This window comes from Leifsonia sp. L25 (assembly GCF_050632895.1).
The window spans coordinates 3,170,164-3,185,510 of the sequence record NZ_JBODRZ010000003.1 but is presented as its reverse complement, the minus strand read 5'-3'; the positions used below and the strand labels follow the sequence as shown (position 1 = coordinate 3,185,510).

The 15,347-nt window shown below is 71.7% G+C and carries 14 protein-coding genes and 2 riboswitches; of the genes, 10 read left to right on the top strand and 4 right to left on the bottom strand.

Annotation, left to right across the window (positions count from 1 at the left end; translation table 11 throughout):
- The gene (gcvT, locus tag ACRAWC_RS20040) at positions 1 to 1,197 is read right to left on the bottom strand and encodes a glycine cleavage system aminomethyltransferase GcvT (RefSeq protein ID WP_431349302.1); all 1,197 of its coding nucleotides are present in this window, start codon (positions 1,195 to 1,197) and stop codon (positions 1 to 3) included.
- A 68-nt stretch (positions 1,198 to 1,265) separates the two neighbouring features.
- Positions 1,266 to 1,367: riboswitch (glycine riboswitch) on the bottom strand.
- A 1-nt stretch (position 1,368) separates the two neighbouring features.
- Positions 1,369 to 1,463: riboswitch (glycine riboswitch) on the bottom strand.
- Positions 1,464 to 1,625: 162 nt separating this feature from the next.
- Here gcvT and ACRAWC_RS20035 point away from each other — a divergent pair.
- From ACRAWC_RS20035 to ACRAWC_RS19995, 9 genes are all read left to right on the top strand, one after another.
- On the top strand, positions 1,626 to 2,396 hold the full coding sequence (locus ACRAWC_RS20035) for an NUDIX hydrolase (protein WP_431349301.1): 771 nt from the start codon (positions 1,626 to 1,628) through the stop codon (positions 2,394 to 2,396).
- Positions 2,393 to 3,688 (top strand): quinolinate synthase NadA, encoded by a 1,296-nt coding sequence (gene nadA / locus ACRAWC_RS20030; protein WP_431349300.1) that lies wholly within the window; start codon positions 2,393 to 2,395, stop codon positions 3,686 to 3,688. Before ACRAWC_RS20035 ends, nadA begins: the two co-directional genes overlap by 4 nt.
- A 1-nt stretch (position 3,689) precedes the next feature.
- Positions 3,690 to 5,240 (top strand): L-aspartate oxidase, encoded by a 1,551-nt coding sequence (gene nadB, locus ACRAWC_RS20025; RefSeq protein WP_431349299.1) that lies wholly within the window; start codon positions 3,690 to 3,692, stop codon positions 5,238 to 5,240.
- Positions 5,234 to 6,094, top strand: a complete 861-nt coding sequence (nadC, locus tag ACRAWC_RS20020) for a carboxylating nicotinate-nucleotide diphosphorylase (protein ID WP_431349298.1) — start codon at positions 5,234 to 5,236, stop codon at positions 6,092 to 6,094. The genes nadB and nadC overlap by 7 nt, the downstream gene beginning before the upstream one ends.
- On the top strand, positions 6,091 to 7,239 hold the full coding sequence (locus ACRAWC_RS20015) for a cysteine desulfurase family protein (protein ID WP_431349297.1): 1,149 nt from the start codon (positions 6,091 to 6,093) through the stop codon (positions 7,237 to 7,239). The genes nadC and ACRAWC_RS20015 overlap by 4 nt, the downstream gene beginning before the upstream one ends.
- Before the next feature lie 221 nt (positions 7,240 to 7,460).
- Positions 7,461 to 8,945, top strand: coding sequence for an MDR family MFS transporter (locus ACRAWC_RS20010; RefSeq protein WP_431349492.1), 1,485 nt, complete (start codon positions 7,461 to 7,463; stop codon positions 8,943 to 8,945).
- An 88-nt stretch (positions 8,946 to 9,033) separates the two neighbouring features.
- Complete coding sequence (locus ACRAWC_RS20005) at positions 9,034 to 9,603, top strand: peroxidase-related enzyme (protein ID WP_431349296.1); 570 nt, start codon at positions 9,034 to 9,036, stop codon at positions 9,601 to 9,603.
- Positions 9,600 to 9,980: a hypothetical protein gene (locus ACRAWC_RS20000; RefSeq protein WP_431349295.1), complete on the top strand. Its 381-nt coding sequence runs from the start codon at positions 9,600 to 9,602 to the stop codon at positions 9,978 to 9,980. The genes ACRAWC_RS20005 and ACRAWC_RS20000 overlap by 4 nt, the downstream gene beginning before the upstream one ends.
- A gap of 11 nt (positions 9,981 to 9,991) precedes the next feature.
- The gene (locus ACRAWC_RS19995) at positions 9,992 to 10,345 is read left to right on the top strand and encodes a DUF488 domain-containing protein (protein ID WP_431349294.1); all 354 of its coding nucleotides are present in this window, start codon (positions 9,992 to 9,994) and stop codon (positions 10,343 to 10,345) included.
- 36 nt (positions 10,346 to 10,381) lie between these two features.
- Here the strand turns inward: ACRAWC_RS19995 and aceB are convergent, their stop codons facing one another.
- Positions 10,382 to 12,049 carry a malate synthase A gene (aceB, locus tag ACRAWC_RS19990; protein WP_431349293.1) on the bottom strand — a complete coding sequence of 556 codons (1,668 nt, stop codon included), beginning with the start codon at positions 12,047 to 12,049 and terminating at the stop codon, positions 10,382 to 10,384.
- Positions 12,050 to 12,164: 115 nt separating this feature from the next.
- A complete protein-coding gene (gene aceA / locus ACRAWC_RS19985) occupies positions 12,165 to 13,472 on the bottom strand; it encodes an isocitrate lyase (protein ID WP_431349292.1) in 1,308 nt (435 codons plus the stop codon).
- Positions 13,473 to 13,604: 132 nt separating this feature from the next.
- Here aceA and ACRAWC_RS19980 point away from each other — a divergent pair, with 132 nt between their 5' ends.
- Complete coding sequence (locus ACRAWC_RS19980; RefSeq protein WP_431349291.1) at positions 13,605 to 15,077, top strand: helix-turn-helix domain-containing protein; 1,473 nt, start codon at positions 13,605 to 13,607, stop codon at positions 15,075 to 15,077.
- 21 nt (positions 15,078 to 15,098) lie between these two features.
- On the opposite strand, the gene ACRAWC_RS19975 is transcribed toward ACRAWC_RS19980, so the two are convergent.
- The gene (locus ACRAWC_RS19975) at positions 15,099 to 15,305 is read right to left on the bottom strand and encodes a hypothetical protein (RefSeq protein ID WP_431349290.1); all 207 of its coding nucleotides are present in this window, start codon (positions 15,303 to 15,305) and stop codon (positions 15,099 to 15,101) included.
- Positions 15,306 to 15,347 lie beyond the last annotated feature (42 nt).

Below are 15,347 nucleotides of genomic sequence, written 5' to 3'. Positions count from 1 at the left end.
TCAGTGCTTCTTTCTGCTGTAGAAGGGGAGGGCGGTGACGGTGAAGGGGAGGCTGCTGCCGCGCACGTCGACGTGCAGCTCGGTGCCCGGCCGGGCGAACCTCGGTGCGACGTAGGCCATCGCGATCGGGACTCCGATGGTCGGCGAGAGTGCGCCCGAGGTCACGACCCCGACCTCCTCTTCGCCGCCGTCGACGGCCGGGGCGATGACCGGGTAGCCGGCGCGGGCGGCGCGCTTGCCCTGGCCCATCAGGCCGACCAGCACGCGTGCCTCGGCGTCGGGGCCCTCCTCGCTGGCGGCGCGCCCGACGAAGTCGGTGTCCTTGGCGAGGTTGACGATCCGGCCGAGACCGGCCTGGGCCGGCATGGTGTCGCGGCCCAGCTCGTGGCCGTAGAGCGGCATGCCGGCCTCCAGGCGCAGCGTGTCGCGGCTGGCCAGACCCGCGGGGACGAGGCCCTGCGCGGCTCCGGCCTCGAGGAGGGCGTCCCAGAGGGCGCGCGCGTTGTCCGGCGCGGTGTAGAGCTCGAACCCGTCCTCGCCGGTGTAGCCGGTGCGGGCGACGAGCACCGGGTGGGTCTCGAACTCGGCCGGGATGCTCCAGTAGTACTTGAGGTCGGTGACCCGCTGGGCGAAGTCGTCGCCCTCGAGGTGGAAGCCGGGGGTCGCCAGCACGACGCTCAGCGCCGCGGGTCCCTGCACGGCGATGAGCGCGATGTCGTCGCTCTCGTCGTAGACCTCCACGTCGAACGGCGCGGTGCGGTCGCGCAGCTCCTCGGCCACGGCCTCCCGGTTGGAGGCGTTGGCGACCACCATGTAGCGGTCGTCGCCGGTCCGGTAGACGACGAGGTCGTCCAGGATGCCGCCGGCGCGGGAGAGCAGCATGCTGTATTTCGCCTGGTCGAGAGCGAGCGACGACAGCTTGCCGGCGAGGGCGTAGTCGAGCGCCTGCCCGGCCTCCGGGCCGATGAGCACGATCTCGCCCATGTGCGACAGGTCGAAGAGACCGGCCGCGGTGCGGACCGCGTGGTGCTCGGCGAGGTCGCTGGAGTAGCGCACCGGCATCTGCCAGCCGGCGAAGTCGGTGAAGGACGCGCCCGCGGCGGTGTGGGCGTCGTGAAGCGGGGAGGTGCGCTCCGTCGCGGCGGTCGCTGCGGGGTGAGTCCCTGCGTCGTCGGTGTGGCTGTCGTGCGAGCTCATGAGTTCTCCGTTCGCCGGCCGTCGCCGGAGGGATGAACGGTAGCGCGCTGCGCGCTCCGTGTGAAGAACTCCCCTCTGTCATCCGGCCTGAGAGTTTCACCGCGACCGCTGCTGCGGGCGACGGCTTTCACCGTGGGCGAGGGCAAGTGCTGCCCTGCTTTTCAGAGTGGCCAGTCCGATGCGGTACGCGTACCTGAGAGATTGTCGGGGAGGATTGCTCCTTCGGTGCCGCCCGCTCGCGCGCGCGACTCTCCCGCATCGGCCTGAATGGCCCGGTATTCAGTTGACTCGGCCAGCATAACGGGTCCGCGCGGCGGGTGCGCGCGGACCCGAGTGTTGCCCGCCCGTTTGGTGTTCTGGTCATGTTGACACTAAGATGGTGCGCAACTTAGGGTCACTGTGACCTTTAGTCGGACGGGAGGCCCGCGATGGCCGAGCACGAACGCGCGAGTGCGATGCTCGCCGTGTCGACGGTCATCTTCGCGCTCCGCTCCGACGAGCTCACCGGAGGGCGAGCCCAGGTCTGGCTGCCGCTGGTGCGCCGCATCCGGGCCCCGTTCGAAGGGCGCTGGGCGCTTCCCGGGGGCCCGCTCCGGGTCGGCGAAGACCTGGCGTACGCCGCCGCCCGCACCCTCGCCGACACCACCGGCCTCGCCCCGCGCTACCTGGAGCAGCTCTACACGTTCGGCGACGCCGTCCGCTCCCCCGGCGACGAACGCGTCGTCTCCATCGTCTACTGGGCGCTCGTTGGCAGCGCGGAGGCCGAAGCGGCGACGGCCGGAGAGAACGTCGGCTGGTTCTCGGCCGACGACCTTCCCGAGCTGGCCTTCGACCACAACGTCATCGTCGAGTACGCCCTCTGGCGGCTGCGCACGAAGATGGAGTACTCGCGCATCGCCCACGCCTTCCTGGGCGAGCGCTTCACCCTCGCCCAGCTCCGCGAGGTGCACGAGGCGGTCCTCGGCCGCCCGCTCGACCCGGCGAACTTCCGGCGGACCATCGAGTCCTCCGGCGCCGTCGTCGCCACCGGCGACTACCTCACCGGCACGCGGCACCGGCCACCGCGGCTCTACCGCTACAACGACTCGATCGACCTCGCCGACGCGGGGCCGCTCCCCCGGCAGCAGCCTCCTTTCGGCGCCCGCCGCCAACGTCCCACCCCGGAAACACGTCCCACCCCGGAAAGCGAGCAGTCATGACCATCGCATCGGTCGACACCACCATCCAGCTCATCTCGAGCGGCAGCCTCGACGGCGCCACCTGCGCCCCCGAGCTGGTCGACGGGCCCTGGCTGTTCGACTCCGCCCCGCCCTCGTACGGCCCGGGCGCTTCGCAGGACGACCCGATCCCCGCCTTCGCCCCGAAGCAGGGCGAGCTGCCCGAGGAATACCGCACCGCGTCGAAGGAGGAGCTCGCCGGGCGCATCCGCGCCGCCAAGGCGACCCTCGGCGACCGCGTCGCAGTGATGGGCCACTTCTACCAGCGCGACGAGGTCGTGCAGTTCGCGGACTTCGTCGGCGACTCCTTCCAGCTCGCCAACTTCGCCAAGGCGCGCCCGGAGGCCGAGACGATCGTCTTCTGCGGCGTCCACTTCATGGCGGAGACCGCGGACATCGTGTCCCGGCCCGAGCAGAGCGTCATCCTCCCGAACCTCGCCGCCGGCTGCTCGATGGCCGACATGGCCGACCTCGACTCGGTGCAGGAGTGCTGGGAGGCCCTGGAGGACCTGTACGGCACCGAGCCGGACGCCGATGGACGCGTGCCGGTCATCCCGGTGACGTACATGAACTCGTCGGCGGCGCTCAAGGCGTTCTGCGGCGAGCACGGCGGCATCGTCTGCACGTCGTCCAACGCGGCGACCGTGCTGAAGTGGGCGTTCGAGCGCGGGCAGCGCGTGCTGTTCTTCCCGGACCAGCACCTCGGCCGCAACACCGCCAAGGCGATGGGCGTCCCGGTCGAGCGGATGCCGCTCTGGAACCCGCGCAAGCCGCTCGGCGGCAACGACGAGACGTCGCTGAGCGAGGCGCAGGTCATCCTGTGGCACGGCTTCTGCTCGGTGCACAAGCGCTTCACGGTCGGCCAGATCGAGCACGCGCGCGCCGAGTTCCCCGGCGTCCGGGTGATCGTGCACCCCGAGTGCCCGATGGAGGTCGTGGACGCCGCCGACGAATACGGCTCGACCGACTACATCGTCAAGGCGATCCAGGCGGCGCCCGCGGGCTCCACCTTCGCCATCGGCACCGAGATCAACCTCGTGCAGCGGCTGGCGGCGGAGTACCCGCAGCACACGATCTTCTGCCTCGACTCGGTGGTCTGCCCGTGCTCGACCATGTACCGCATCCACCCGGGCTACCTCGCCTGGGTACTGGAGGGCCTGGTGCGCGGCGAGGTCGTGAACCAGGTGCGCGTGGCCGACGAGGTCGCCGCGCCCGCCCGGGTGGCGCTCGAGCGCATGCTCGCCGCCCGGCCGGACACGACGATGGCGGCCTGACATGGCCCGCGTCGTCGTCGTCGGGAGCGGGATCGCCGGGCTCGTCGCCGCGCTGCGTGCGGCCGAGCGCCACGACGTGACGATCGTGACCAAGGGCGGCATCGCCGACGGCAGCACCCGGTACGCGCAGGGCGGGATCGCCGCAGCGGTGTTCTCCGACGACAGCGTGGCCGACCACGTCGCGGACACGCTGCGTGCGGGCGCGGGACTGAACGTCGTGGAGGCCGTGGAGGCGCTCTGCGGCGACGGGCCGGCGCGGGTGCGTGAGCTGATCGCGCTCGGCGTCGCGTTCGACCGCGACGCGACGGGACTCGCCCGCGGGCTGGAGGCGGCCCACTCGAGCGCGCGCGTGCTGCACGCGGGCGGCGACGCGACCGGCGCGGAGATCGAGCGGGCGCTCGACGCGGCTGTGCGCGCCGCCGGCATCCGCGTGGTGACCGGGGCGTTCCTCCGCGATGTGCTCGTGACGGACGGCGCGGCCTCCGGGGTCGCACTGCGGCTGGCGGACGGCACCGAGGCCGAGCTCGACGCCGACGCTGTCGTGCTGGCGACCGGAGGCTGGGGGCAGCTCTACGCGCACACGACCAACCCGGAGATCGCCACCGGCGACGGGGTGGCGGCCGCGTACCGGGCCGGCGCGCTGCTCGCCGACCTCGAGTTCACGCAGTTCCACCCGACGGCACTGCGGCTGCTGTCCGCGGACGGCGGCTCGCGCACCTTCCTGGTGTCGGAGGCGGTGCGCGGCGAGGGCGCGGTGCTCCGCAACGCGCGCGGCGAGCGGTTCATGCTGGACGTCCACCCGGACGCGGAGCTCGCGCCGCGCGACGTCGTCGCGCGCGGGATCGCCGTCGAGATGGCGGCTCAGGGCGGCCTCCCCGTCGTGCTCGACGCCACCGCGCTCGGCGCGGAGTTCCTCGCACACCGCTTCCCCACCATCGACGCCGCCTGCCGGGCCGCCGGGATCGATTGGTCCCGCGAACCGGTTCCGGTCACGCCCGCCGCGCACTACGCGATGGGCGGCGTGGTCACCGACATCCTCGGGCGCACGAGCGTCCCCGGCCTGTTCGCGGTCGGGGAGGTCGCCTGCACGGGCGCGCAGGGCGCCAACAGGCTGGCCTCGAACTCGCTGCTGGAGGGGCTGGTGTTCGCCCACCGCGCGGCGGAGACGATCGGCGAGCCGTGGGCCGAACTGCCCGACTGGGTCGCCGAGCCCGGCCCCGCAGCGTCGGCCGCGATCGAACTCCCGGAGGGCGCCGAGCCGTTCGACCGCGCGCGGCTCCAGTCCATCCTCTGGGCCGGCGCCGGCCTCCACCGCGACCGCGCCGGCCTCGAACGCGCCGCCCGCGAGCTCGCCGCCTTCCGGATGCCCGAGCCCGGCGAGGACGCGAACCTCCTTCAGCTCGGCCGCCTGGTCGTCGCCTCCGCCCTGTCGCGCGAGGAGTCGCGCGGCGCCCACTTCCGCTCCGACTTCCCGCTGCCGGCGACGGGTACGCCCCGCCACACCGTGCTCGCACCGCTGTCCGTTCCTACCGAGGTGACCGTTCCATGCTGACCCGCCAGACCATCCACGACGTCGTCCGAGCCGCTCTCGCCGAGGACGCGCCGTGGGGCGACCTGACCAGCGAGCTGCTCATTCCCGAAACGGCATATGCCACCGCGCGGCTTTCCGCGCGCGAGCCCGGCACGTTCTCCGGGGGCGCCGTCTTCGCCGCCGCGATGACGCTGACGGACCCCGCCATCGAGGTGGGACTGGCCGTTGCGGACGGCGACGCGTTCGAGGCGGGCGACACCCTCGCGACCGTGAGCGGCCCCGCCCGCTCGGTGCTGCAGGGCGAGCGCGTGGCCCTGAACTTCGTGCAGCGGATGTCCGGCATCGCGACGCTCACCGCATCGTTCGTCGCGGAGGTCGCCCACACCTCCGCCCGCATCGTGGACACCCGCAAGACCACGCCCGGCCTCCGCGCGTTCGAGCGGCACGCGGTGCGCAGCGGCGGCGGCCACAACCACCGCTACTCGCTGTCCGACGCGGTGATGGCCAAGGACAACCACCTCGCGATCCTCACCGCCCAATCCGGACTGTCGGTGACCGACGCCCTCCGCCGGGTGCGCTCCGAGCTGTCGCACACCACGCACCTGGAGGTCGAGGTGGACCGCATCGACCAGATCGAACCGGTGCTCGCCGCCGGGGTGGACACGATCATGCTCGACAACTTCACACTGGACGACCTGCGCGAGGGCGTCGCGATCGTCGGCGGCCGCGCGATCGTGGAGGCCAGCGGCAACGTCAGCCTCGCCACCGTGCGCGACATCGCCGAGACCGGCGTCGATGTGATCTCCTCGGGCGCGCTCACGCACAGCGTCCGCTCGCTCGACCTCGGCCTGGACGTGGTGCTGGAGAACGCATGACCGGGCTGTACCTCGACGCCGCCGCGACTTCCGCGGTGCGCCGCGAGGTCCTGGAGGCGATGTGGCCGTACCTCACCGGCGACTTCGGCAACCCGTCGAGCCACCACGCGGTCGGCGAGTCGGCGGCGCGCGCCCTGGCCGCCGCGCGCGCGACGGTCGCGGAGTGGCTGGGCTGCCGGGCGTCGGAGGTCGTGTTCACCTCGGGAGGCACCGAGGCCGACAACCTCGCGGTCAAGGGGATCGCGCTGGGCGCGCCCCGCGGCCGGCACCTGGTGACGACGCCGATCGAGCACGAGGCGGTGCTGGCCTCCGTCGACTACCTGGTGCGGGTGCACGGGTTCGAGGCGACGTTCGTTCCGGTCGGTCGCGACGGCCTGGTGTCCCCCGCCGACTTCGCCGCGGCGCTCCGGCCGGACACGACGCTCGCGAGCGTGATGCTCGCCAACAACGAAGTGGGCACCGTCCAGCCGGTCGCGGAGCTGGCGGCGTCGGCGCATGCGCTAGGCGTCCCCTTCCACACCGACGCGGTGCAGGCGGCGGGCTGGCTGCCGCTCGATGTCCGCGCGCTCGGGGTGGACGCGCTCAGCGTCTCCGGGCACAAGCTCGGCGCCCCCAAGGGGATCGGCGCGCTGTTCGTGCGCGGCCGGCTCCCGCTCGAGCCGGTGCTGCACGGCGGCGGCCAGGAGCGCGGGCGCCGATCCGGGACCGAGAACGTCGCAGGGGCGGTCGCGCTGGCGACGGCGGCCCGGCTGGCCATGCGCGACCGGGAGGCGAACGCCGCCCACGCGACGACCGCGCGCGACGCGTTCACGGCCGCGGTGCTGGCGCAGACACCCGGAGCGGAGCTGACCGGTCACCCCTCGTCGCGCCTGCCGGGGACGGCCTCCTTCGTCTTCCCCGGGACGAACGGCGAGACCGTGCTGCTGGAGCTGGAGCGGCGCGGGATCGTCTCCTCCAGCGGATCGGCCTGCGCCGCCGGCAGCGAGGACGCCTCGCACGTGCTCCTCGCGCTCGGCTACGACGAGGACATCGCCCGCACCGCGGTGCGCTTCTCCTGGAGCCCCGACATCACCGAAGCCGACCTCGTCGCCGTCGCCCCTGCCGTCGCCGACGCCGTCCGCGAAGTCCGCGGCCTCGCCTCCTGACCCCCTCCCGCCCGCCCGCCCAGCCGTCTCTTCCTCACTTTCTCCCGCAACACGCCGAGTGGAGGCGGGAGAAAGTGAGGAAGAGATGGCTGCGGTATTCCGGGTTACGCGGAGAGTGAACGGGGCGGTGAGTTCATCTGATCGAAACCCACGGTGTCGGGGGTCGCGGATAGTGTGGACCGGTGACTGAGAAGACCTCACCTGCGCCTCGCGCCGACGCCATCGACACCGAAGCGACCCGTCAGGCCGAGGGCGGGTCGCACAACGGCCAGCCGCGCATCGCGGCGCGCGATCAGCGCGTGATCTGGCTCCTGCTCTCCGCCACGTTCGTCGTGATCCTCAACGAGACGATCATGAGTGTCGCCATCCCCAAGCTGATGGACGACCTCCACATCGACGCACTCGCCGCGCAGTGGCTCTCGACCGCCTTCATGCTCACGATGGCGGTGGTCATCCCGATCACCGGCTTCCTGTTGCAGCGGTTCACCACCCGGCAGGCCTTCATCGCGGCGATGTCGCTGTTCTCGCTCGGCACGCTGGTCGCCGCCGTCGCGCCCGGGTTCAGCATCCTCGTCGTCGCCCGGGTGATCCAGGCATGCGGCACCGCCATCATGCTGCCGCTGCTGATGACCACCCTCATGACGCTGGTGCCGCCGGCGCTGCGCGGCCGCACGATGGGGAACGTCTCCATCGTCATCTCGGTCGCGCCCGCGATCGGCCCGACCATCTCGGGCGTCATCCTCAACTTCCTGGCGTGGCGCTGGATCTTCCTGATCGTGCTGCCGATCGCGCTCGTCATGCTGCTGATCGGCGCGAAATTCGTCGAGAACGTCACCGAGACCCGCAAGAGCCGGGTGGATGTGCTCTCGGTCATCCTGTCGGCGCTCGGCTTCGGCGGACTGGTCTACGGGCTGACGCTGAGCAGCGAGACCGGGCCGGCCGCCGCCGGCAACGGGCCGATGCTGTGGGGCTCGCTCGCCGTCGGCGTCGTCGCGCTCGCCGCGTTCATCACCCGGCAACTGCTCCTCCAGCGCACGGACCGCGCGCTGCTCGACCTCCGCACCTTCCGCAGCCCGATCTTCACGGCCGCGATCGTGCTGATGGCGATCACGACGGCGTCGCTGTTCGGCGTCATCATCGTGCTCCCGCTCTACCTTCAGCACGTGCTGCACCTCGACGTGCTCGGCACCGGCCTGCTCCTGCTGCCCGGCGGCCTGGTCATGGGGCTCGCCGCGCCGTTCGTCGGCCGTCTCTACGACCGGATCGGGCCGCGCCCGCTGGTGATCCCCGGAGCGATCCTGGTCAGCCTGGTGATGTGGGGGCTGACGATGGTGACCGAGACCACCCCGATCTACCTGGTGCTCGTCGCGCACATCACGATGAGCCTCGGCCTGGCGCTGATGTTCACGCCGCTCTTCACGGCCGGCCTCGGCGCGGTGCCTCCGCACCTGTACTCGCACGGCAGCGCGATCCTCGGCACCATCCAGCAGGTCGGCGGCGCGGCGGGCACGGCGCTGCTGGTCGCCGTGCTGTCGGCGCAGACCGCGACCCTCGCAGCGGGCGGAGCCTCGCTCGACGCGGCCACCGCGGGCGGGATCCGTGCGGCGTTCTTCGCGGCGGCGATCATCTCGCTGTTCGGGGTCGTCGGCTCGTTCTTCGTCGGCAAGCCGGCGGACGCGCCGTCCGAGGCGGCCTTCGCGCACTGAGCGGCCGCGCACGCCTCTGCGCTCGTCCGCTCTGGCACGCCCGGCCCGCCGGTGGCACGATGAATCCCGCGAGGTGCGAGGAGGACACATGACCATCATCCAGACCGTCGAACCCGGCGAGGCGACCGGCGACATCGCCGAGATCTACGCGAAGGACGAGCGCGACCTCGGCTACGTGGCCGAGTACACCCGCGTGATGGCGTCCAATCCCGAGGCGTACCGTGCTTGGGAGCAGCTCGTCCGGGCGATCATCGCCCAGCTCGGCGTACGGCGTTTCGAGCTCGTCACCCTCGCCGCCGCCGAGGGCACGCGCTCCCAGCACTGCCGCCTCGCGCACGGCCGCAAGACCCTCGCGGTCATGGACGCCGCCGACGTGGAGGCCGTCGCCCGCGACTTCCACGACGCCGGACTGAGCGAGGCCGAGGTCGCGATGATGGACTACGCGAAGCGGGTCAGCGAGGACTCCGCGTCCATGACCGATGCCGACTCCCTGCGGCTGCGTGAGCTCGGCTTCACGGACCGCGAGATCGTCGACATCACACTGGCCGCCGCGGCTCGCAACTACTTCAGCCGCGCCATCCAGGCGCTGGCCGTGTCGGTCGAAATCCCGCCCGGACTCGGCGACAGCCTCCGCGACGCGTTGCTGGCTCCGCTATGAGCGCCGAGGAGCTGAGGCCGGTCGAGGCGATGAGGCCGGTCGAGGAGATCGGGCCGATCGTTCGGGAGATCGTGCAGGACGTCACGCTCGCCAACCCGCGCCCGGTCGGCCGTATCCAGACGCGCCGCATCACGATGCAGCCGGACGTCGCCGGCGGCCTCCACCTCCACAACGGCCCGGTGGTGGGCTCGATCGAGCGCGGCTCGGCGTTCTACCAGGTCGAGGGCGGTGCGGTGGTCACTCTGGAGGCCGGCGACACCTTCTACGAGGAGGAGGGCGCCCGCATCGCCCGGTTCGACGCCGGACCCGAAGGGGTCGTCTTCCTCGCCCACTTCCCGGTCGGCACCCACGAGGAGCCGACCCTCACGATGCTGTAGGAGGTCTCGACATGGTCTACCGCGTCAAGCGCGTCTACGACCCGCCCGCCGTGGAGGACGGCCTCCGCGTGCTGGTCGACCGGCTCTGGCCGCGCGGCCTCACCAAGGAGAAGGCGAAGGTGGACCTCTGGCTCAAGGACGTCGCGCCGTCCACCGAGCTGCGGCGCTGGTTCCACCATGAGGCGCCCCTGTTCGACGAGTTCGTCGTGCGCTACGACGCCGAGCTCGACGCGAACCCGGCGGTGGCGCAGCTCCGCGAGCTGGGCGACACGCATCCCGTCGTCACGCTGCTCGTCGGCGCGCGCGACCCGGAACTGAATCAGGGGGTGGTGCTCGAGAAGTACCTCGAGCACCACCCCCGGTGACGGCAACCACAGCCGTCGACGCCGGCCACGCCCGGTTCAGACGGCCGGCGCCAGCTCCTCCACGGTCTCCTCGATCTGCTCCTGCGACGGCTCGTCCACCAGGAACCAGGTGTAGGCCGGGATGGTCAGGAAGGTCGGGAACTCCTCCGCGAGCGACACCTCCGCCAGCAGTTCGGCCGCATCGTCGAAGCGGTCCGCGACTCCCGCGGTGCGCGCGTCCGCGCTGAGCCGGATGCACTCCTCGGCCAGGATCCCGGCGACGAGCGCACGGTCGACCGGCGTTCCCTCGGCGGTGACGACCCGGTTCTCGATCCACTGCCGCAGCAGCGAGCGGGAGATCTCCGCGGTCGCGGCGTCCTCCATCAGCCCGTCGATCGCGACGGCTCCCGTGCCGCGCAGCCAGGCCTCGATGTAGCGGAGGGCGACCGAGACGTTCGAGCGCACTCCCGCGTCGGTGACCGTGCGACCGGCCGACGTGACGTCGAGGAGTTCGGCCGCCGTGACGTGCACGTCCTCGCGCAGCCGCTCGACCTGGTTCGGCCGGTCGCCGAGCACCGCGTCGAACTCGGCGAGCGCCGTCGGGATGAGGTCGGGATGCGCGACCCAGGTCCCGTCGAAGCCGTCGCCGGCCTCCCGGCGCTTGTCGTCGGCGACCTGCGCGAGGGCGCGCTCGGTCGCCTCGGCGTCGCGGCGGTTCGGGATGAAGGCGCTCATGCCGCCGATCGCGTGGGCGCCGCGCTTGTGGCACGTGGCGACCAGCAGCTCGGTGTACGCCCGCATGAACGGGACCGTCATCGTGATGCCGCTGCGGTCGCCGAACGCGAAGCGCTTGCCGCGGCCGAGGAAGGTCTTGATGATCGAGAAGATGTAGTCCCAGCGGCCGGCGTTGAGGCCGGCGCAGTGGTCGCGCAGTTCGTAGAGGATCTCCTCCATCTCGAACGCGGCCGGGATGGTCTCGATCAGGACCGTCGCCCGCACCGTGCCGACCGGCATCCCGATCCGCTGCTGGGCGAAGACGAAGATGTCGTTCCAGAGCCGCGCCTCCAGGTGCGACTCCAGCTTGGGCAGGTAGAAGTACGGTCCGCGGCAGGACGCGACCAGCTCCTCGGCGTTGTGCCAGAAGTACAGCCCGAAGTCGGTGAGGGAGGCGCTGGCCGGGGTGGTGCGCCCGGCCCGGTCGGTGAAGGCGAGGTGCTTCTCGACCAGGTGCCAGCCGCGCGGGCGCATCACGATGGTGGGCGTGTGCTCGTGCGGGGTGGTGACCCGGTAATCCTTGCCCTCGGGGCTGGTGAAGGCGAGCTGCCCGCGGACGGCGTCGAACAGTGTGCGCTGGCCGCCGACGACATTCGCCCAGGTGGGACTGGTGGCGTCCTCCTGGTCGGCGAGCCAGACGCGGGCTCCCGAGTTGAGGGCGTTGATCGCCATCTTCGGGTCGGTCGGGCCGGTGATCTCCACACGGCGGTCCTCCAGGCCGGGGCCGGCGCCGGCGACGCGCCAGTGCGGGTCGTCGCGGATCACCTCGGTGGTGCTGAGGAAGCGCGGGTCGCGGCCGTTGCCTGCCTCCTCGCGACGACGTCGGCGCTCCTGCAGGAGTTCCTGGCGGCGGGCGGCGAAGGCCTGGTGCAGGTGGTCGACGAAGGCGAGCGCCTCCGGGGTCAGGATGTCGTCGGTCCCGTCGACGCGGGGCCCGGTGATCTCGATCATGGTCGTATCTCCTTCTCGTCTCCCCCGCCATCCGTTCCTCACTTTCTCCCGCCTCGCACTGCGTGTCGGCGCGAGAAAGTGAGGAAGCGATGGCTGGGGACGGGGGTGGGTGGGGTTAGAACTGGTGTTGTTCGGTGGAGTCGACTAGGGCGAGGGTGGCGCTTTCGGGGTTGAGCGCGGTCGCGATGCGGTCGAAGTAGCCGGTGCCGACCTCCCGCTGGTGGCGGGTGGCGGTGTATCCGGAGCTCTCGGAGGCGAATTCGGCCTCCTGGAGGTCCACGTACGCGCTCATCTGCCGGTCGGCGTAGTCCTTGGCGAGCGTGAACATGGAGTAGTTGAGGGCGTGGAAGCCCGCGAGGGTGATGAACTGGAACGCGTAGCCCATCGCCGCCAGCTCGCGCTGGAACCGGGCGATCGTCTCGTCGTCCAGGTGCTTGCGCCAGTTGAACGACGGCGAGCAGTTGTAGGCGAGCTTCTTGCCGGGGAACTCGGCGTGCACCGCCTCGGCGAAGCGGCGCGCAAGCTCCAGGTCCGGCTCGGCGGACTCCACCCAGAGCAGGTCGGCGTACGGCGCGTAGGCGAGGCCGCGGGCGATGACCGGCTCGATGCCGCCTGTCACCTCGTAGAAGCCTTCCGCCGTGCGCGTGCCGGTGAGGAACGGCCGGTCGCGCTCGTCGTGGTCGCTGGTCAGCAGCGTTGCCGCGAGCGAGTCTGTGCGGGCGATCACGATGGTGGGGACGCCCGCGACGTCTGCCGCGAGCCGCGCGGCGTTGAGGGTGCGGATGTGCTGTCCGGTCGGGACGAGCACCTTGCCGCCCATGTGGCCGCACTTCTTCTCGCTGGCGAGCTGGTCCTCCCAGTGCACGCCCGCGGCGCCGGCCTGGATCATGCTGTGCATGAGCTCGTACGCGTTGAGCGGGCCGCCGAAGCCGGCCTCCGCGTCGGCGACGATCGGCGCCATCCAGTCGGCCACCGGGCCGTCGGGGCCCTCGACCTGGCCGGCGCGCAGCAGCGCGTTGTTGATCCGGCGGACGACCGCGGGAACCGAGTTGGCCGGGTACAGGCTCTGGTCGGGGTAGGTCTGGCCGGACAGGTTGGCGTCGGCGGCGACCTGCCAGCCGGAGAGATAGATCGCCTCCAGGCCCGCGCGGACCTGCTGGACGGCCTGGTTGCCGGTGAGGGCGCCGAGCGCGGCGACCCACTGCGCGTCCGGGCCGCTGCCCTCGCGCTGGATGAGCTCCCAGAGCTTCTCGGCGCCGCGTCGGGCGAGTGTCTGCTCCTCGCGCACCGGGCCGCGGAGCGCCACGACGTCCTCGGCCGTGTAGTCGCGGCGGATGCCGGACCAGCGCGGGTCGGCGTCCCACTCGAGGCGGAGCTCGGCGGCGGTCTGCGTCGTGTCCCCGGGACGGGCTGCGGTGTTCATCGTGACCTCCATCGGTCGGATCGGATGACACGATCGTGGCCCGGCCGCAACACGTCCGGAGAGGATCCGTCGACAGAAATTCGCGGGTTCTTCTGTTTGCCAGAACTTCGCCGGAGTGTCAGCATGGCCTGCATGACCGACACCGCTGTCCGGATCGACGACGAGCCGATCGGAGCCGACGCGCTCACCCTCGGCCGGCGCGTGCGCGCATTCCGCCTCGAGAAGGCGATGACGCTGGAGGCCCTCGCCGCCGCGATCGACCGCGCGCCGTCCCAGGTGTCCGCGATCGAGAACGGCAACCGCGAGCCGCGCCTCGCCCAGCTCCGCGCCATCGCCGCCGCCCTCGGCGTGACCGTGGACGACCTCCTGGCCCCCGACGCCCCCGACGAGCGCGCAGCCCTGGAGATCGCGGTCGAGCGGGCGCAGCGCGGGCCGGTGTTCGGCGCGCTCGGGATCGACCCGGTGCGGGTGTCCAAGGCGGTCCCCGACGCGACGCTGCGGGCGATCCTGGCCCTGCACCAGGAGGTCGCGCGTCTCCACAAGGAGCGCGCGGCGACCCCGGAGGAGGCCCGCCGCGCCAACGCCGAGCTGCGTGCGACGATGCGCGCCCGCGACAACTACTTCGCCGACCTGGAGGCCATCGCCGCCGACCTCCTGACCGCGGTCGGCCACTCCGGAGGCCCGGTCTCGCACCAGACCGTTGCGGATATGGCCGACCGCCTCGGCTTCTCGCTGCACTACGTGGGCGACCTCCCGCACTCGACCCGGTCGGTGACCGACAAGCGCAACGGCCGCATCTACCTGCCGACCGAGCAGTCGGCCTCCCGCGACTCCCGCTCCCCCATCCTTCAGGCGTTCGCCTCCCAGCTCCTCGGTCACGACGAGCCCGGAAATTACGCCGACTTTCTGCGACAGCGGGTGGAGACCAACTACCTGACCGCGGCGCTGCTGCTGCCGGAGAAGGACGCCGTCGCGTTCCTCGCCGAGGCCAAGAACTTCCGCCGCATCTCGATGGAGGACCTCCGCGACGCCTTCGCGGTGTCGTACGAGACCGCCTGCCACCGGTTCACCAACCTGGCGACCGCGCGGCTCGGCATCCCGGTGCACTTCATGAAGGTGCACGAGTCGGGCACCATCATCAAGGCCTACGAGAACGACTCGGTCGCCTTCCCCTCAGACGCGCTCGGCGCGATCGAGGGCACGCCGGTCTGCCGGAGCTGGACCGCCCGGACGGTCTTCGACGTCGCCGACCGGTTCAGCCCGTACTACCAGTACACCGACACCCCGCGCGGGACGTTCTGGTGCACCTCCCGCATCGAGAAGGCCAAGGAGGGCGACTACTCGGTCAGCGTCGGCGTGCCGTTCGCGCACGTGAAATGGTTCCGCGGCCGCGAGACCACGCACCGGGCCGTGTCGCGCTGCCCCGACGAATCGTGCTGCCGCCGCCCGTCCGGCGCGCTCGCGGACCGCTGGGAGGGGATGGCGTGGCCGGCGGCCCGCACGCCCACGTCGCTGCTCGCGGCGCTGCCGACAGGGACGTTCCCCGGAGTGGACTCGACGGAGGTCTACGACTTCCTCGAGCGCCACGCGCCGACGGACTCCTGATGCGAATGCCGAAGGGCTGGGTCAAACGTCCTTGATCGTCCAGGACACCACGGTCGCCGCGTGGCTCGTGTCGGACATCGTGCAGACGACGACGATCCCTCCGGAGCCGGCGACGGGTTGTGCCGGGTGGACGCCGACCATCATGCGCGGCGCGCCGTCACCGAAGTCCTGGAAGGTGTCTCTGGACGCCAGGAACGGCTCGATGCTCGAACCCGGGTTCTTGGACACGTACTCGTCCTGCGCGACGGCCGCGCAGGCCTTCCATGCGGT

What these genes read in the sequence shown, in the direction of transcription:
- ACRAWC_RS19995 (WP_431349294.1), top strand. Translation starts at nt 9,992, where the DNA reads ATGGTCTACCGCGTCAAGCGCGTCTACGACCCGCCCGCCGTGGAGGAC.
- nadB (WP_431349299.1), top strand. Translation starts at nt 3,690, where the DNA reads ATGGCCCGCGTCGTCGTCGTCGGGAGCGGGATCGCCGGGCTCGTCGCC.
- gcvT (WP_431349302.1), bottom strand. Translation starts at nt 1,197, where the DNA reads ATGAGCTCGCACGACAGCCACACCGACGACGCAGGGACTCACCCCGCA.
- ACRAWC_RS20005 (WP_431349296.1), top strand. Translation starts at nt 9,034, where the DNA reads ATGACCATCATCCAGACCGTCGAACCCGGCGAGGCGACCGGCGACATC.
- nadC (WP_431349298.1), top strand. Translation starts at nt 5,234, where the DNA reads ATGCTGACCCGCCAGACCATCCACGACGTCGTCCGAGCCGCTCTCGCC.
- ACRAWC_RS19980 (WP_431349291.1), top strand. Translation starts at nt 13,605, where the DNA reads ATGACCGACACCGCTGTCCGGATCGACGACGAGCCGATCGGAGCCGAC.
- ACRAWC_RS20000 (WP_431349295.1), top strand. Translation starts at nt 9,600, where the DNA reads ATGAGCGCCGAGGAGCTGAGGCCGGTCGAGGCGATGAGGCCGGTCGAG.
- ACRAWC_RS20035 (WP_431349301.1), top strand. Translation starts at nt 1,626, where the DNA reads ATGGCCGAGCACGAACGCGCGAGTGCGATGCTCGCCGTGTCGACGGTC.
- ACRAWC_RS20015 (WP_431349297.1), top strand. Translation starts at nt 6,091, where the DNA reads ATGACCGGGCTGTACCTCGACGCCGCCGCGACTTCCGCGGTGCGCCGC.
- nadA (WP_431349300.1), top strand. Translation starts at nt 2,393, where the DNA reads ATGACCATCGCATCGGTCGACACCACCATCCAGCTCATCTCGAGCGGC.
- aceB (WP_431349293.1), bottom strand. Translation starts at nt 12,049, where the DNA reads ATGATCGAGATCACCGGGCCCCGCGTCGACGGGACCGACGACATCCTG.
- aceA (WP_431349292.1), bottom strand. Translation starts at nt 13,472, where the DNA reads ATGAACACCGCAGCCCGTCCCGGGGACACGACGCAGACCGCCGCCGAG.